This window comes from Desulfoprunum sp., assembly GCF_053613775.1.
Genome location: NZ_JBSHXH010000004.1, coordinates 645,136 through 662,822 on the forward strand (window position 1 = coordinate 645,136; position 17,687 = coordinate 662,822).

Sequence of the window (17,687 nt, forward strand, 5' to 3'; positions counted from 1 at the left end):
CGGTGTGGGGGGATCGACAGCAATCATGCCAGCCTTTTGCGCAGCCAGGTCTTCAGGCTGCGCGCCAGTTGCCGGGCGGCCGGACGCACCCCCTGCTCCCCGTTCGGCTGCAAGGCGGCCCGGACCGCCTGCAACTCCCGTTCAAGTTCCACCAGCCGATCCGCCCCGGCGGCGACATAGCCCCGCTGCGCCGCCGGGATGACTTCCAGCAGGTATCTGCGGATCAGCTCCTGGTCCTGCAGCCGCCCGGCGATGGCCGCCTCGCCGAGGGTATTGCCGGCGTGAATGCGGTAATACAGCAGTTTCTCGTCCTCGAGGTAGTGCACCCTGCCCGGATTGGCCAGCATCATGCGGAAGATATAGTCGTAGTCGTGCAGGTAGCGGAGCGAACAGAACTTCCCCACCGCCCTGACCGCCCTGGTGGTCATGAAGAGGTTGGAGGTCGTGACCATGAAATTGCCCTTCAGGAAGGCGGTGTAGAGATCGCCGCACTCCCGGTAGAACGCCCGGTTCTTACGGTGCCACAGGTTCCAGCCGAAGGCCGGGTCGGCAAATTCCTCACCCTCGTCGGAGATCGGGATGACATCGGTGAACAGGCATTCGGCCCCGGTTTCATCGCGGCACTCCACGAGGCGTTGCAGCCGGTTCAGCGCATAAACGTCATCCGAATTGAGGATGGCGGTATATTCGCCCCGGGCCAACCCCAGGCCCCGGTTGATGGTGTTGTAGGCATCCTGGTTTTCCTGGTGGTAGTAGGACAGGCGGGGATCGGTGTAACTCTGCACCACTTCGCCGGTGCGGTCCCGCGAGCCGTCATCGATGACGATCAGCTCGAGGTCGGCGCAGCTCTGGCCCAGGACACTCTCGACGGCGGCGCCGACGAACCGTTCGTGATTGTAGGCAGGGATGATGACGGAAACAAGTGGTGCGGACATAATTCAAAACTATCGCTCTGGCTGGGGGATGGTCAACAAGGAGAAAGGCTGTCCCTGAATCTGTTCAATCTTCTCCCGACGTGGTGGAGGCAAGTCACGGAATGGGCTCTTCCTAATGAAATTCAGCCTGGAAGTCAAGCTCTTATTGGGGGAATGCCCCAATCTCCGCCTCCTCGCCACGTTAGGAAACGGCTCCGGCAAACCACGCCAGGAACCTCGCCATGTCGATTCCCGCCTCACCAACTGTTCCCCGGTTGTAGTACGGATCCCCCTGCACCAGCTCCGATCGCCATCGGTCCTGGAAGGCCTGCTGCTCCCTTTTCCACGACTCTTCCGTTCCCGTCGGGATATATCGCCTGTCGTTGCGCAGATGCAGGCGGCAATACGGGGTATAGTAGGATTTGAATCCGGCGGCCAGACACTTGAACCCGAGATCATGCATGGCGAACAGATCGGGAAATCGGTCGGCGTCGAAACCGTTGCAGGCATCGAATAGATCCCGGTTGACGGCGCAGCAGTCCCAGGATGGGCACCAGACGTTCTGGGGACAGTGCAGGCCGTTGAGCAGGATGGAGGCCTGCTGCACAAACTGGGCGTAATACCAGGGAGAATCATTGTCGATTTCGGGAATCGGCGTGACCTCCGGAACATCGATCGCATCGCCTTCCACCCGCCCGGCGACGATCCCGGCATCGGGCCGCTGGCAGTATTCCACCAGGGCCGAGAGCCAATAACCGTCGTCGATGTCGAGATCGCCGCGGACACAGACGACATAATCGCCGTCGCAATGCGGTAAGGCGTGATTGTAGTGCGCGGCAAGCCCTGCCGGCTGGTCGGCGATCACCAACCGGACCGGCTGATCGACGGACAGCAGATGCTCTTCCAGCCCGGCATCTATGATCTCGCGATCGACAATGAGGATCACCTCGTAGTTCGTGTAGATCGTTCGCTGGAGCAGATCCTGCAGCCAGGACCCGAGCCCTTGCCGATCGCCGTTCCAGCGGACCACCACCGACAGCAGCGGCAGCAGGTACAGCTCCCTTTTCACCCGATAGAAGTATTTCAGATCGGTGGAGAGGACCTCGGCCTCGATGTCCCGCCGTTGCAGGGCATCGATCACCGACCGACGGCCGGCCTCGTCGGCATACTCCTTCTGGCTGTGGTCGATGCTGGTCGAGGTCTCCGAGGCCCGCCAGTGATACAGGACGATGGGGATGTGGACGATCTTCCGGGCGCCTTCGGCCAACCTGAGGAACAGGTCATAATCCTGAGCTCCCGATCTGTCCTCGGTGCAGCCACCGACCTCGCGCCACAGGTTTTTTGCGGTGACGACGAAGTGGGTGACATAGTTATGGCAGAGCAGCAATTCCGGGTTGTAGTCCGGCTTGTGGAAGATGCTGAAGCGGCGGCCGTCGTCGCCGATCAGGTCCTCGTCGGAATAGAGCAGGTCGGCGCCGGTGTCTGTTACTGTCCGTGCTATTTGAAACAGACATTCGGACGCCAGTTCATCGTCATTGTCGAGGAAGCCGAGATAGTCGCCGTCGGCCAGGGCCGCGGCGGCATTGGTGGCGCCGGCGATGCCGCGATTGGTCTCGAGAAAGACGACCCTGATCCGTTGGTCTCTGGCCGCCCACTCCTCGAGCAACGGCCGGACGTGCGGCAGGGTGCTGCAGTCATCGGCGAGACAGAGCTGCCAGTGGGGATAGCTCTGGTAGAGGACGGAGCGGATGCAGTTGTTGAGGTGATGGGCGGCGACATCGTACACCGGGACGACCACGGAGATTGTCGGTTTCTGCGGCAGATCGGCGGTCTCGCGGTTCGGGTACAGCCCGTTGAACACCCCCTCGGTGAGATAATGTCCCAACGGAGAGACCGGGCCGTCGTCCAGATATCGCTCGTTATAGTAGACTGGATCGAACCAGGCGCATGGACGACACCCCTCTTTCTCCCCTGTCCTGAGATAATGGGCGAGCGGATCTTCCGCCTCGCCGAGTTTCTCTGCCAGTCCGGCTCGATAGAACAGTGGGTCGAACACCGGAATCGGGCTCTTGCCTTCACGAATTCCATACTCAAGATAATGGCGGAGCAGATCGTCTGCCTCATCCGCCAGAATCGGTGTGCGATCGAGGTACCATTGCGGATCAAAGAACGGTGACGGCTGTCTGCGTTCGCTGCCTCCATGCCGTATGTAATGAACGAGTGGATCACCCCCGTATTCAGTGATTTCCGGATATTTCCGGAGATAGAAATGAGGGGAAAAATAAGGAATGGGCTGTCGCCCCTCGGTCGATCCGCTTTTTATGTAATGCGTGAGAGGATTGACGCCGGAAAAATCGACATCGTCATTCACTTGCGCATAGTACAGGGGATCGAAGTATGGATTCGGCTTCCTGCCCTGCCGCCATCCTTCGGTCATGAAATGGGTCAGCGGTTCGACATCGATCTTCTCGTCCTCTGGAAACTGGCTGAGATAATAGCGAAGGTCAAACAGCGGCCCTGGCGATCGTTCCTCGCGCCAGCCACCCCGGATATAGTGTACCAGCGGATCTTCTCCCTGGGATGCCACGTCAGGATGTGTCTCGTAATAATAATCCTGATCAAAGATACCGGAATTTTTAATTTTCCGGTATCTGGCACTGGTCAGGAAGAACAGTGCATTGAAAACATTCCGGCGAATTGTATTCATCGTCAGTGAAGATGGGTGAAGTAGAGGGCTTGATCACGCATTCGAGCCGACACCTGAGGCGAACGTAATCCGAACAGGTTTTTACTCTTCAAACAGCAATAAATTGATGACAGGGCAGGAGAGACAGGGGCGAACAGCGGTGAAACTCCAGCAGGGGCTCCATTGCCCCCATTGCGCATAGACGTTCTGGCCCCTTACCTGCCAGTATGTTACGCTATCTGGTACGAGTTTGGTCAGAGTGTACTGTGGCGACGGAGTCGCGTACACCGTCCCGGCGTTGCAGGTGCTGCCCAGTCGGACCTGGTAATTCACCGCCGAATCTACAGCGTTCCAACGGAGCACCGTTTCCTGTGGATTTGTGGTGGTGCCATCCACCGGCGAAACCAGGACAGGGGCTGCGAGCGGGGGGGGGGTGGTCGTCCGGGTAAGGTCGACGACGTTGAGTGTCTTATAATACGGAGGGTCGGTGAAATCCATGATCTGGATATGGGTGGATGTGGCGGTCAGCGAATACGTTGTCCATAACTCGTCATCGCAATCGTCGTAAATATGGATAAAACCGGATGTATCAATATCGCCGTGGCTGAAATAGTCCTGGCCCGGGCATTGATGGGTTGAAATCGCGATGCTCACGTTGCCGTTGCCGTCATGATAGACGGTTGCCGTCAAGGGACTTTTAGCGCTGAGAAGATTGCCGCTATTATCGATGACATAAAAGTAGCCGGACCAATTGGCCCCGTCGATATCCGGGTAATTTGTCGCAATAACCTCCTGCTCGAACAGCACCTGCACCTCGGATGACGCGGCGGCGGCGAAGGACTGGTAACCCAGGGTCGGAGAAAGATATTGAGCGTTCAGGCCAAAGGCCAGGCCGCCGATCAAACCGTATCGATATCCCGTCTCTTGGGCCGAATCATAAATTCCGGCCTGGGTGCCGTACTGTTTGCTCGCAGAAACGATCGAGTACACCGGTTGATCGGTTTATGCAAAAGTGGCGGCGGATTGTTTAGAGATTGGTAGTTCGGTTTTTACAGTGACGATTTCCTTTTGAAGGACGAAGGGCTTGACACGATTTTTTGGAGGCCCAGTTGTAGAGGCATAAAAAACGCTTGATCTCACAACCTGTGTCTGAGAATCCACAGCCACGAAGACATATTCGATCTGATTGACATGGTTTGCCGGAACCGGAAGCCAACATTCGAATCCCTGTTCGGTTTGTGTCATCTTGACAAACAGATAGGGATTAGCGGCTTCGTATTTGAAATAGCAACGGACCTCAGTCAAATTTTCGGACTGGCAACGCGGGCGTTGAGATGAACTCTTTGACCTTGCACCAGTGCCGTTGGGGGCGAGTGTTCGATTCGGACATCAGGAACAAACCTGGCATCCGAGGCGGATGGTGAGAATAAAAAACAGATGAAAAGAAAAATCCATCCTGCATGCAACTGTTTTGTGGTCACGGGAGAAAGGCCATACATGAGAAAAGCTCTGTTAAGTTAGAGTGATAAGGAGAAAGATCCGACACAGCCCGCATGATAATTTGATAATTGCAATAACCTGCAGCGCTGATCACGAAAATTGGCCGGGGTGGGTGGCTCGCGCTTGTCAGCCACAATGATTATGATAACCGATTCCAGATCTTGCCGGATGATGGGGTGAAATGCAATCAAGGGGCAAAAAAAAATCGTTCGGAATACTACCATTTTTTCCTATTTATTTTCGAACCATTTCTTCATTTGATAACGGAAAGGATAAGGGATGGGTTCGTTTTGTGCGGCAGAGTCAACCACTTCTTTCTGCTCTCGAACATCGGTAAAATCACTGAGGAGGGGCTCGGATTTGGTCAGGGTTTTTTTAATGATGATCGGCCCGGCCCAAAGAATAAACTGCTCGTTGTATTCGGCCTCGGCGCTTGCTGCAGCCGGCGGCATCACCAGACGGCCGGTGAGGCTGTCGACAGCCAGCACCTCGAACGAGGTCTTGGCCCGGAGGATCTCGTTGTTGGCCAGAAACCATTCCACTCTGGTGCGGACCGTGCCGAAGACATCGACGGTGATATAGACATCGATCTCGGCCTCGGATGGCGGCACGACGTAGACATCCTTCAGATACAGATAAGTCTGGAGCAGCGCGGAAAGATACTGCAGGTCGTCGGAAGGTATTTCCGTGGAATTCAGGTAGGCCCCCAAGCCTTCATACTTCACGCCGCCCTGGACAATACCGCCGCTCCCCTCCTGTTCGGTGGTTTTCGATTCGGGATAGGGCAACAGCGTACTGGTCTCCGTCTCACTGGAAGTGGTCGCAGTGGATGTGGTGGCGAACGATTCCGAGGTGGTGGTGGATTTCGTCGTATTTGTTGCGGTGTAACGGGGAAAATTCGAGGTCTCGGTGGTTACCGGGGACTGGACGTAGTCACCTCGCAGTTGTGAGACGATCGAGAAACGCCCGCCGGTCATGTTGCCGGCACCGGTATCACCGATGGCATTGACGAAGAGGTTGACCTTTTTCCCTCGAATCGTCGAGAGATCGATCTGCTTGATCGCGCCTCTTGTGGCGGCGGCAACCAGTTCCTGCTCCACGGCAAACCGCTTGCCACCCCCATGACCAGGCAGACCGGTGAGCGTGCCGCAGCCTCCCAGCACCATGACAACAGAGAAGATGAGAAAACAGGGAGGAACCACGCGCAAACGATTCTGCTTATCACCCATAATTGCTGTATATTGAAATCCCCTCTAAAAGTCTCAAGTCGCCATCCGCATCAACACGGTGACATAGTATGAACCCTGAAATACCGCCCTGGGTTCCGGCACTGCCGTTATCTCGCTTCAGTCCTTTGAAACCGGTCTTGAACATCAAGCCGTCCCCGTAGTATCCGACAATTCCGGCAGCCGATTTCGTCCGCCCCGAGAGACGACGGTTGATTCTGCTTGGCGCCCCGGTGCCCCCCCAGACCTCGGCGAACATCTTCCTCCCATTTTCGCGGTTGATATACCAATTGAGGCCCATAGTCAATCTCTCGTTGGTTTCCGGATCAAGAAACATTTTCCCCCGTCTTGGCCCGGGCTTCTCCAAGGAGACCTGAGGAATACATGAAGGTGCAGTACCGTTTCTTGTCGATATCGGCAAAACAAAATCAGGGGCTGAGCGCTCGTCTTGGACAGGACGGTGTGACCGAGGCGATGCGGCAGGTCAATCGTGACCAGAGGATGAATATACCGGGCGCTCCGCTTAGTTCTTCATCAAGATGGGTCGGATATGTATTTAAGTCCATTGAGCGGGAGATGCAGCAATGTCCAATTACGGCCCATAGTCTTTGTTTGCTGAGAAGTACAATCTGGCATGACCAGGTCTTAAATCCGGTTCATCCGACTAAAGCGTACATTTGTGTAACTTCCTGGATTTGAAATGTCATATTGGCGGCTATTGCTCTATGTTGGACGAAGACTTTCAGACAGAGCCTGTTATCAAAAGGGAAACAGGCTCTTCCTGAAGATCAAAATGGACACCTTCAGGTATCAAATCCTGGAGGTTAACATTCATTACGGTTCGCGCAGGCTCTCATCAAGAGCCCTGATCACCGGGTAGAGGAAATACGAGATGACGCTGCGCCGGCCGACTTTTATCTCTGCCCTGACCTTCATTCCAGGCAGCAGGCGAAACCCCTCCGGCGCATTGCGCAGCTGAGTTGAGAGCAGGGTGATCCGGGCACGGTAGAAATCATCTGCGGGCACCCGTTCAGACGGAGTCCGCCCCATGATATCCTGATTGTTGCGCTGGAAGGAATCCTCGCTGATGACCCTGACCTTCCCGGGCAAGGTATCATGCCGCTGAAAGGGAAAGGCATCCAGCTTTATCCGGACCGAATCGCCTGTGCGGATCCTGCCGATATCCTTGGAACCGATATCGACCTCGACCTCGATGTTGCTGTTGAAAGGGACAAGCGTGATAAAGGGCTCGGCCTGCTGGATAATTGAGCCGATCGAACGCTCCGCCATCTTGAGGACGATGGCCTTCTGTGGCGCCCGCAGAGATACCAGTTCATGCACTCTTCTGGCCTTGAGAATCTCCTCGCGGACCTTTTCCCACTCGTTTCGCAACTGCACCTCCTTCTCCATCAACTCGCCGTTGCGTTCCTCGACAAATCGCTGCCAATCCGACTGTGCCTGCTTCAACTCATTGATCGCCACCTGTTCCTCAGCCTTGAGGTTCTCGATAGCGTTTGCCGTCTGGTATCGGGCTTTCTGGGCATCGAGCAGCCTGAGCCGGTAATCGGGGTCGTTCCGAGGAAGTTTGGCCGTGGTCCCCTCGATATCCCGCAGCAGTTTGACCTGCTGTTCCTGCCCCTGAAGCTGTACTCTGATCATGTCGATTTTGGCATGGAGCGCGGCGATTTTGTCATCAATCGTCCGTTTGCTCCGCGCCAGGATGACCTTCCTCTGCTTCAACAGCTGTTCCTGCAACCTGCCCTCCTCCCCTTCCCCGGGCTGGGCCGAGAAGGGCAGATTTGCCAATTCCGCCTTGATGCGCCGCAATTGGACGTCCAGAGCCAGGCTTTGTTTACTGAGCTGATCCAGATCGGCGCTGGCAAAGGTGGCATCGAGGGTGACGAGAACCTGGTCTTTCTCGACAACGTCGCCGACACGGGTATTGATGGTCCGAACAATGGAGGTGCTCAGGGGCTGGACAACGATGGTCGGCGTGGTCGTGATCAACCTGCCCTGGGCCACCACGATTCTGTCCACTTTGAACACCACCGATCCCACCACGGTGATGACCAGGGAAAACATGATCAGATACAGCACCCAACGAATTTTGCCGGGTACCGGCTTATCTTCGATCTCGACGGCATCTGGCTGGTATTCCAGTATTTCTTGAGAATCTTTTGAATCTCTCATTTCAGGTCAATTCCATCTGCTGGCGCCATAGTGTACGATACAGTGCGCATTGCTGAAGCAGGTGGTCATGATTGCCGCTGCCTACGAGTTCACCCTGCTGCAGGACAATGATACTGTCAGCATCTTTGAGCATCGACAAGCGGTGCGACACGATGATCACAGTGCGATTTTTGGCGATTTGCGCCAGATTTTCCCTGACAATCCGTTCGCTTTCCGGGTCCAGTGAACTGGTGGCCTCGTCAAAAATCAGGATTTCGGGGCGGGTCAGCAGAGCCCTGGCAATTGCAAGTCTCTGGCGCTGACCGCCGGATAGATTTTTCGCTCCCTCCTCCAGCATCGTGTCATAGCCTTGCGGCAGGTTGACGATGAATTCATCGGCCCCGGCCAGCAGCGCTGCGTGGATGATCTGTTCGCGCGAGGCGATCGACTGGCCGGCCCGGATGTTGTCCGCCACCGAAACGTTGAATAAAAAATTCTCCTGCAGCACAACGCCCATGTTACGGCGCAGGTGCGCCGTATCGAGCTCGTTCAGGTAGCAGTCGTTGATCCTGATCGTGCCGCTGGAGGGAAAACACACCTTCTGCAGCAGGCGTGTCAGGGTGGTTTTGCCCGAACCGCTGGGGCCGACCACCCCCAGGGTTGTCCCCGTAGGAATAGTAAGACTTATGTCCTTGAGAACATTGGGAAGATCCGGGGCATACCGAAACGTCACCCGATCAAAGACAATGTTGCCCCTGAGCGACGGGCGGGCGCCATGCCGGTCGGCCCCCCACTCCTGCCTGGCATTCATCACCAGACCGAGTTTTTCGACGGAGAGAGCCGCCTCCTGGTACTGGTGCACCAGGCCGACCAGCCGCACCAGCGGCGAGGTCACCCGGCCTGCCAGCATCTGGAAGGCAATCAGCGCGCCGACGGTCATAACGCCGTTAAACACCTGACTGGCCCCCAGCCAGACCAGGATGATCGTCATCAGTCGCTCGAGAAATTTGGTCAGCGATTTTGCCGTGATGGAAATCTTGCCGACCCGGAACTGCATGCTGACGGCCCTGGCGACCTTGTCCTCCCACTGTTTGCGGAGGAGCGGCTCGATGGCCATGGATTTGACGGTCGCCATGCCGTTTATCGTCTCGACCAGCATTGCCTGCCGATTTCCTTCGGCATTGTACAGGGCGTTGAGACGTCGCTTGAACGGGGACATGAGGACCGCAATCACCAGGGCGATAAGGGAGGTGAAAACCAGGACGATACCGGTGAGGGGCATGCTGTAGATAAACAGAAAGGGAAGAAAGACGAAGAGTGAAGTGGCCTCGAGGATGGTGAGGAAGACGCTGCCGGTGAGGAATTCCCGGATTTTCGCGGTCTGCTGCATGTGCTGGGTCAGCACACCGGCGGCGACGTGTTCGAAAAAATCGAGGGGCAGTTGCAGCATATGCCGAAACGTCTTGCCCGTGACCCGCAGGTCGATCTTGTTTGAGGCATGGAGCAGCAGATAATCACGAAGAAAATCAAGTCCGGCATTGACCGCCAGGGCGACCGTCATGCCGAACCCCAAAACGTGCAGTGTGGTGAACGCCTGGTTCACCAGCACCTTATCGATGACGATCTGAAAAAAAATCGGGGTGACCAGGGCAATGGCATTGATGAACAGCACAGCCAGACCGATATCGACAAATGTCAGCTTCTGCCGCAGGATCTCGGGAATGAACCAGCGCAGGCTGAACGGCTGGGTTTCGTCGCTGAGTTTGTAGGTACGTTTGAAGAGGTAGATTTCACCGCTCCAGACGGCCTCGAACTCCTCGCGGGTCAGGCGCAGATGGCCGCCGCCGCTGCCCGCCAAAGGATCGTAGCAGGCAATCATCGTTTCCTGCTGCAGGTCGCCATGTCCGTGGGTGATGCCGACCAGGATCATATGCCGGCCGTTTCGCAGTTTGGCGATCGCCGGATAGGCCTTCTTCAGGTTGAGGAGGCCATCCCATTGCAGGTTCAGCAGCCTGGATTTGAGACCGAGGTCCTTCGCGATCCGCAGGAGCTTGACCGTCGGGATTTCATCAAGACCCAGGTTGTACTCGTGGAGGAGACGATCCCTGGTTATCTCGATCTTGTGTTCGCCGGCGATGATGGAAAAACAGACGAGCGCGGTATTGATTTTCTCGAAATAGAGAATGGCGCCGGTCGAGGCAGAAACGAAATCCTTGAAAGAAACCTTGATGTTACGGAGATTTCCGGACGACTGAGGTTCCGCGAGATGGATGCCGAGTATTTTGCCGTCTCCACCTGTTTCAATGCCTGTGATGACCAGCCAGCGACCGTCCCGCAATTCCGTCATTACGGGCAATACCGGGACGAGTCTTGTCAGATGTGCCGGTTCAGGACGGTGAACTATGGTCTGCAGCCCTTCGGTTCTGGCAACTTTTATTATACTTTCGAGTGTTTGCTTCCTGCCATCGGGGCCTGGTTTTTCGGTCAGCAAAGCAAGCCGCTCGTGAAATCCATCCTGGCCGGTCCGAAGTGCCAGATGGCGGCAACAGCCCAGCAGGCCGCTCTGGTGTTCGGACCCATCCTCGCTTGGTTGACTTGCCATTTTACCTTGAGTTTCCACAAAAAACCGTTCTCGAAAGAGATGAGCAGCCTGGTCCGAGCCCTAAACTTTAATGACCGCAGAACCCTGTAAAATTCAGGCGATACATCGTCTGAATCCGGATTGCATTGGCCAGAAAACAGACGACACGCGCTACCATAGCAGAACCATTCACTTCAATTCCAGAGAAATCGCCCTGTTCCGTGATTTGAATCCCCCTGGCGTGGTTGTTTTTCCGGTTTACATACTCCCCCCGGGTTCAATGCATCAACAAAGGTGTATTGTGATGCTGCCTGGCCATGGCCTTGATCACTTTTTCTTGAACCTGTTGCAAAACAACAAAATCACACAGTACGTCTTACTCGCATTTCGCCTGGACGAGATAATTTATGGTGTCATTTCGAGCGATAGCGAGAAATCTCGGTTTTCAAGACGATGGGATTTCTCCCTCCGGTCGAAATGACAGGAGCAAGTCGATATGACAGGAGCGAGTCGATATGACAGGAGCGAGTCGATATGACAGGAGCGAGTCGATATGACAGGAGCGAGTCGAAATGCCAGATCCTGCATCTGTTCTTTTTGCAGGAGACTCACTTTAAAACGTTCCGGATCAGATCGAATTTCAGCAGATATCCGAGGGTTCGAAAAAAATGGGCGTTGGAGGGAACGACACCCTGCCTCTGGGCCAGTTGCTCGAGCAGGGTGCGGGCCGAAACCGGCTCGGAAGGACTGAGGAGCACCAGCAGTTGATCAACGGCAGCGACAGGCAGCCGCTTGTTGCCCCCGTACTGCGTCATCCAGTCGGCCGCCAGCGCCTGGCGCAATGCCGGCGTGCAGTTCGGGCTGAGCACAAACAGTGATTGTTCATGGAGATGCAACGAGGTGTAATGCGAAAACATGGCAAAAGGATCCTGACACAGCGGATGCGGGGCGGATCCCGCCGGACCGGGGACCACCTCGTCCATCCCCTGCCGCAGTTCGGCAAGATTTTCCCACAGCCTTTCGTAGGCCGGGATGATGTTGTTCCAATCGTACACGTTCCTGGCCCGCTGCCTGCCGGCCTCCCCCATCTTCTTCCGCAGATCCGGCTGCTCTATCAGGGTGACGAAGGCATGGGCGCAGGCCTCGATATCCACGGCAGTCGCCATGCACGGATGGGCGATATAGGCGCTGTAATTCGAGCGGTTGATCAAGTAGTCTTCCGCCAGGTCCCGGCCGGCGCCCGGCGAAGGCATCGTCACCGGAATCTTGAATCCTTCCACTCCATCGTGCATCAACTCCCGGTAGCCATTCCAATCGGCAAGCACCACCGGCAATCCATTGGCCATCGCCTCGATCGGGGTGAGGCCGAAGGTCTCCTGGATGTTGTCGGAAAGCGAGACGAAGATGTCTGCGGCCGGCCACAGGCCATAACGCACCTCCGGTCGCCGTCCATCGAGAAAAAGGCAGTTGACGCTGGGACAGAAATCTGCCGGAGACTTCAGGAAGGCCTCTTCTTCCTGCTTGTTTTCAAACCATCCGGCCTGAATCAGGTGTATCCGCCTGCCGCTGACCCGGGCGGCCCGTTCCAGCGCCTGATACATCGGCACCGGATGGGCCTTGCCGTAAAAGATCAACCGTCCCATGAAGAACACGACAATGTCCTCCGGGGCAATCCCCATCCTCCTTCGAAAGGCGGCGCGCACTTGATCGGCCTGCTCGCCCTGGGGGAATGAACCACAGTCGATGCCCAGGGGAATGACGGGGAGCTGCACCGGGTTCACCGGTCTAGTGCCGATCCGCTGCTCGAGGTACCCCCCCCAGTCCTCGAGTATTTTCTCGTACGCCTGCTTAACGGCTTTCGAGGCGCAGATCACCGCATCCCAGGGCTGGACAGGACTCAGCATCAAATCTCCGATCATCTGCTGCATCTGTTTGCCGGCGATGGTATGGGTGACCCCGCACAGACTGTATGCCCGCTGGTCATGAAACCGGCGCTGCCACGCCAGTTCGCCGATGTTGGGATCGGGCCGGTACAGTGTGCCGGCCCTGGCGAGGCCGGGAAGATCGTGGGCGGGCAGCCAGACGATTTTTCGCGGCGTAGCGGACCATGGGGTCACCTGCCGGCAGAAGGCGTCAAATATTTTTCTGGTCCTGGCACAGCAGAACAGCGGCTCCGCTTTGCCGGAACGGACAAGCCCTCGCAAGAATCCCTCGCCTGCAGCCTGACGTCCCAACAGGCGTTTTCCCGCGGTGCCATAGGCGTCTTCTTCGTAATAAACGGCAGCAGTCGTGTTCATCGCATCCCTGGCGCTAAAGATTGATTTTGGGGTTCGGCCGCAGGTCGCAGGCCTATATTTCTCCACTCCAGGTTACCATACCGCATGGGTCCACAGAGTTTCAATGAATACGGGAGGATCTCGCGGCCGGCGATTCTTCCGACCGCTTTACAGAATGTTATTGACAACTTGAACTGCATCTATAAGATAATATAGTATACAACGTATTTGCTTGCGATCATTATCACTTCGATACAGACAGGGCCCCGCGAACAGACGCCGGCAGAGGGTCGGAACATCGGCATTGCATATCCGACTGCCATGGAGGCTCGTTCTCTCTCGTACTACGGCTGGTAGAGACAAAGTCGGGGATATCCGGTGCAACGATTCATTCTCCGGATATCACCATTCCATTCATTTCATTCATTTCATTCAAACCAGGCAATCTCCATGAGGTCAGAGGGGGCCATTTGTTTGCTGGTACATTTCAATTGCAATCATCGCATCAAGGTAGAACGACAGGTCGCGTCTGATTTCAATGACAAAAAGAGGAGGGACAGATTATGGCAATCATTTATGGCAGCACGGGCAATGACATACTGGACGGCACCGCGGCTGATGACACCCTGTACGGGTATGCCGGTGATGACGACATGGATGGGGGGGCGGGCAACGACACCCTCGACGGCGGGCCGGGCAATGATATCCTCGACGGCGGGTTCGGCATCGACACCATGGTCGGCGGGGCCGGCAACGACTGGTATGTTGTCAACAACCCCGCCGATGTCACCAAGGAAGAATACTCCACATACGGAACAGCTGATGTAGTTTGGACCACAACCACCAAGCACATCCTGGGGGATTGGATTGAGGGTTTGGTCTTTCTCGGCACCGCCGATGCCCTCGGCTACGGCAACATCCTCAACAACGTCATTGTCGGCAACATCGGCAACGACCTCTTCTACGGCTACGGCGGCGACGACGGCATCCTAGGCGGCAATGGCAACGACACCCTCTACGGAAGCATCGGCAATGATACCCTCAACGGCGGCGAAGGCAACGACTCCCTGTACGGACAGTCCGGCAACGACGCCATGAACGGCGGCAACGGCAACGACACCTACGGTGTCAACTCCACCTTGGATACCGTTACCGAAGACAGCGCCACCGGCGGCTATGATACGGTCAATTCGAAGGTATCCTTCACCCTGGGAGCGAACCTCGAGAGGTTGAACCTGACCGGCACCACCGCCATCAGTGGCACCGGCAATGCCCTCGACAACTATATCACAGGCAACAGTGCTACCAATTTTATCTACGGGGGAACCGGCAATGACACCCTCGATGGCGCAGAGGGCACCGACTACCTCTATGGGGAAGCAGGTAATGACTACCTGTATGGTTGGACAGATAACGACTCCCTCCATGGTGGCGACGGCAACGATTACCTCTTTGGTGAGTCGGGTAATGATTACCTTTCCGGTTCGACGGGCAACGACACCCTCAATGGCGGATCGGGCAACGACAACATGTACGGTGGGGCCGGCAACGATACCTATTATGTGGATTCAAGCACTGACCTGGTCGTTGAATACACCGGCGAAGGCACTGATATTGTGTACAGCTACATCAGCGGGCTTACGTTGGGCGGCAACGTCGAAAACCTGACACTTACTGGGACTGTCTACGCCGGCTACGGCAACACGCTGGGCAATACCATGGTAGGAAACTCTGCAGCCAACTATCTGCACGGCAATGACGGTTACGACAAACTGTATGGCGGATCCGGCAACGACACCCTCATCGGCGGGAACTCTTATGACGACATTCATGGCCAGTATGGCAATGACGCCTTGTACGGTGGAGCCGGTGATGATTATTTCATCTTTGATACCGCTTTGAACGCGGCAAGCAACAAGGATAACATCGCTGATTTCAGCACTGCAGACGGCGATTTAATTCGATTGGATAACGATGTGTTTACCAGCCTCGGGTATACCGGGACGTTAAGTGCGACTGATTTTAAATCTGTAACAAATTGGGGTCAGGTTGACAGTACCGACCACATCATCTATTGGCAGAGTTCGGGCAACCTCTATTACGATCCCGACGGCAGCGGCACGGCGTCAGCCGTCATGTTCGCCACATTGTCCAATAAACCTACAATTGACAATACCGATTTTTACGTAATAGCCTAATTACGCAAGCTGAGGAAGCCTTCCCTGTCATGAAGCCGGGGGAGACTTCCTCAATTTTGCATTCGCCTTTTCGTTCCAGCCGCGTTTTTTTTCTCCTCCCTGCGCATCGATTCAACCCCGCCTGAACTGAAGGCGATACACCGAAAAAACCAGACCAAGTTGGCGGAAACCACCGGATCGGCAGCGGAAAGCAACAACTACGTCCTCTGCAGCACCAGCAACAAGACCCTCTCTCACGACGCCGACAGCAGCGGTGGAGTGCACGGGAAGATCGCTTTCGCCACCTTCGCATGGACATCGCAAATCTGCATCATTGCTACAGATTTTGCCGTTATCGCCTGATCCTGCAGTTCCCGCAGTGTTTTAAGGTAGGCCCCCTGAGTCAAGACAAATAACGACAGAGGTTAAACTGTACATTCGACCTTATTCGCAGCTGGGCGGCGCTGCTCCGGTGCTGTCTTTGCTCGAGTGGTTGCCGTTGCGGTGGAGGATTGCCCTGTTCCGCTATGCTCCACAGGACAATCCTCCGCTGCGCGCGGAAATTTATCCACAAGTACCGCCCCACCTCCACTTGCGGTCCGGCACACAACATCGGGCTTGATCGCGGTTGAAAATTTCAGGCCTGCTCTCGCCTTGAATTCAGGGATATGGAACTCTCTCTTATTCGTTTCGCTCATCGTTGCTCTTTTTTTATGATGGCGTACAGCTTAAACTACTGTCTGGAATTTGGGGTCCACTATAGTTTGACGACAGGGCCTGCTCGATTTTAATAACAAAACAAGGGAACAAAAGATTATGGCGATTTTGTATGGTACCGCGGGCGATGATAAATTAGTTGGTGGAGCGTTGAATGACACTTTGTGGGGATATGCCGGCAATGACACCCTGCTTGGAAACGCGGGCAATGATACCCTCTACGGTGGCCCGGGCAACGATATCCTCGACGGCGGGTTCGGCATCGACACCATGGTCGGCGGAGCCGGCAACGACACGTATTTCGTCAACAACCCCGCCGATGTCACCCTGGAGGAATCCTCGACGGACGGGACATTTGATACGGTATATACCACAACCACCAAACACATCCTGGGAGACTGGATTGAAAACCTGGTTTTTTCAGGCACCGCCAATGCGGTCGGTTACGGCAACATGCTCAACAACATCATCATCGGCAACATCGGCAACGACCTGTTCTATGGCTACGGCGGTAACGACTCGATCCGTGGAGGCGGGGGCAACGACACCCTTTACGGCAATATCGGCAATGATTTCCTCGGTGGCGACAACGGCAACGACTATCTGTACGGACAGGCCGGCGACGACCTCATGTACGGGGGGAACGGCAACGACACCTACGGCGTCAACTCCACCTTGGATATTGTTACCGAAGACAGCGCCACCGGCGGCTATGATACGGTCAACTCGAAGGTATCCTTCACCCTGGGAGCGAACCTCGAGAGGTTGAACCTGACCGGCACGGCCTCCATCGGTGGCACCGGCAATGCCCTCAACAACACCATTGTCGGCAACGATGCCTACAACTACATCGACGGTAGAAACGGCAACGATTACCTCTTCGGTGGAGGCGGCAACGATTACCTGAATGGACAGGTGGGCAACGATCACCTCTTTGGCCAGTCAGGCAATGATACCCTCTCGGGTGAATCCGGTAACGATTACCTCTCCGGTGCGACAGGCAACGATTACCTCAACGGCGGAACAGGCAACGATACCCTCTATGGCGGAGACAATGCGGATCTCTTTGTATTCAACACCACCCTTGGAGCGACCAACATAGATACAATTTCCGATTTCGATTGGAATGAAAACGACCAGATATATCTCGATAACGATATCTTTACCAGCCTAGGATATACCGGATACCTTTCCAGCGATAATTTCAGAAAATCGGCCACCGGAACAGCGGCTGACAGCAACGACTACATCCTCTACAACACGAACAACAATTCGCTCTATTACGACAGGGACGGCAGCGGCGGAGCCTATGCCCCAATCAAGTTCGCCACCGTCAATATCCTCAGTGCCGATGACGATATTATTAATAATGATTTTGTCGTTATCACCTGATCAAGAACGAAACACCAGCCTTCCCCGTCTTTTCGGCGGGGAAGGCTGC

Annotated in this window: 12 protein-coding genes; 4 read left to right on the forward strand and 8 right to left on the reverse strand. The window is 55.6% G+C overall.

Annotated elements, in window-relative coordinates; translation table 11 throughout:
* Positions 1 to 23: 23 nt before the first annotated feature.
* The 7 genes from ACWGKN_RS06970 to ACWGKN_RS07000 all read right to left on the reverse strand — a co-directional run bounded on the left by ACWGKN_RS06970 (position 24) and on the right by ACWGKN_RS07000 (position 10,842).
* A complete protein-coding gene (locus ACWGKN_RS06970; protein WP_424254075.1) occupies positions 24 to 935 on the reverse strand; it encodes a glycosyltransferase family 2 protein in 912 nt (303 codons plus the stop codon).
* Between the two features lie 181 nt (positions 936 to 1,116).
* Positions 1,117 to 3,501, reverse strand: coding sequence for a glycosyltransferase family 2 protein (locus tag ACWGKN_RS06975; RefSeq protein WP_424254077.1), 2,385 nt, complete (start codon positions 3,499 to 3,501; stop codon positions 1,117 to 1,119).
* Positions 3,502 to 3,702: 201 nt separating this feature from the next.
* Positions 3,703 to 4,590, reverse strand: coding sequence for a hypothetical protein (locus tag ACWGKN_RS06980; protein ID WP_452094928.1), 888 nt, complete (start codon positions 4,588 to 4,590; stop codon positions 3,703 to 3,705).
* 740 nt (positions 4,591 to 5,330) lie between these two features.
* Positions 5,331 to 6,308 (reverse strand): adhesin, encoded by a 978-nt coding sequence (locus ACWGKN_RS06985; RefSeq protein ID WP_452094929.1) that lies wholly within the window; start codon positions 6,306 to 6,308, stop codon positions 5,331 to 5,333.
* Between the two features lie 13 nt (positions 6,309 to 6,321).
* Positions 6,322 to 6,663: a hypothetical protein gene (locus tag ACWGKN_RS06990; protein ID WP_424254083.1), complete on the reverse strand. Its 342-nt coding sequence runs from the start codon at positions 6,661 to 6,663 to the stop codon at positions 6,322 to 6,324.
* 497 nt (positions 6,664 to 7,160) lie between these two features.
* Complete coding sequence (locus ACWGKN_RS06995; protein ID WP_424254085.1) at positions 7,161 to 8,516, reverse strand: HlyD family type I secretion periplasmic adaptor subunit; 1,356 nt, start codon at positions 8,514 to 8,516, stop codon at positions 7,161 to 7,163.
* Position 8,517: 1 nt separating this feature from the next.
* The gene (locus ACWGKN_RS07000; RefSeq protein ID WP_424254087.1) at positions 8,518 to 10,842 is read right to left on the reverse strand and encodes a peptidase domain-containing ABC transporter; all 2,325 of its coding nucleotides are present in this window, start codon (positions 10,840 to 10,842) and stop codon (positions 8,518 to 8,520) included.
* Between the two features lie 48 nt (positions 10,843 to 10,890).
* Here ACWGKN_RS07000 and ACWGKN_RS07005 point away from each other — a divergent pair, with 48 nt between their 5' ends.
* Positions 10,891 to 11,187 (forward strand): hypothetical protein, encoded by a 297-nt coding sequence (locus ACWGKN_RS07005; protein WP_452094930.1) that lies wholly within the window; start codon positions 10,891 to 10,893, stop codon positions 11,185 to 11,187.
* 497 nt (positions 11,188 to 11,684) lie between these two features.
* Here the strand turns inward: ACWGKN_RS07005 and ACWGKN_RS07010 are convergent, their stop codons facing one another.
* Positions 11,685 to 13,373 carry a glycosyltransferase family 4 protein gene (locus ACWGKN_RS07010; protein ID WP_452094931.1) on the reverse strand — a complete coding sequence of 563 codons (1,689 nt, stop codon included), beginning with the start codon at positions 13,371 to 13,373 and terminating at the stop codon, positions 11,685 to 11,687.
* A gap of 542 nt (positions 13,374 to 13,915) precedes the next feature.
* Here ACWGKN_RS07010 and ACWGKN_RS07015 point away from each other — a divergent pair.
* The 3 genes from ACWGKN_RS07015 to ACWGKN_RS07025 all read left to right on the forward strand — a co-directional run bounded on the left by ACWGKN_RS07015 (position 13,916) and on the right by ACWGKN_RS07025 (position 17,638).
* Positions 13,916 to 15,550 carry a calcium-binding protein gene (locus ACWGKN_RS07015; RefSeq protein ID WP_424254094.1) on the forward strand — a complete coding sequence of 545 codons (1,635 nt, stop codon included), beginning with the start codon at positions 13,916 to 13,918 and terminating at the stop codon, positions 15,548 to 15,550.
* A 159-nt stretch (positions 15,551 to 15,709) separates the two neighbouring features.
* Positions 15,710 to 15,892 (forward strand): hypothetical protein, encoded by a 183-nt coding sequence (locus tag ACWGKN_RS07020; protein WP_424254096.1) that lies wholly within the window; start codon positions 15,710 to 15,712, stop codon positions 15,890 to 15,892.
* Positions 15,893 to 16,396: 504 nt separating this feature from the next.
* Positions 16,397 to 17,638 (forward strand): calcium-binding protein, encoded by a 1,242-nt coding sequence (locus tag ACWGKN_RS07025; protein ID WP_452094932.1) that lies wholly within the window; start codon positions 16,397 to 16,399, stop codon positions 17,636 to 17,638.
* Positions 17,639 to 17,687 lie beyond the last annotated feature (49 nt).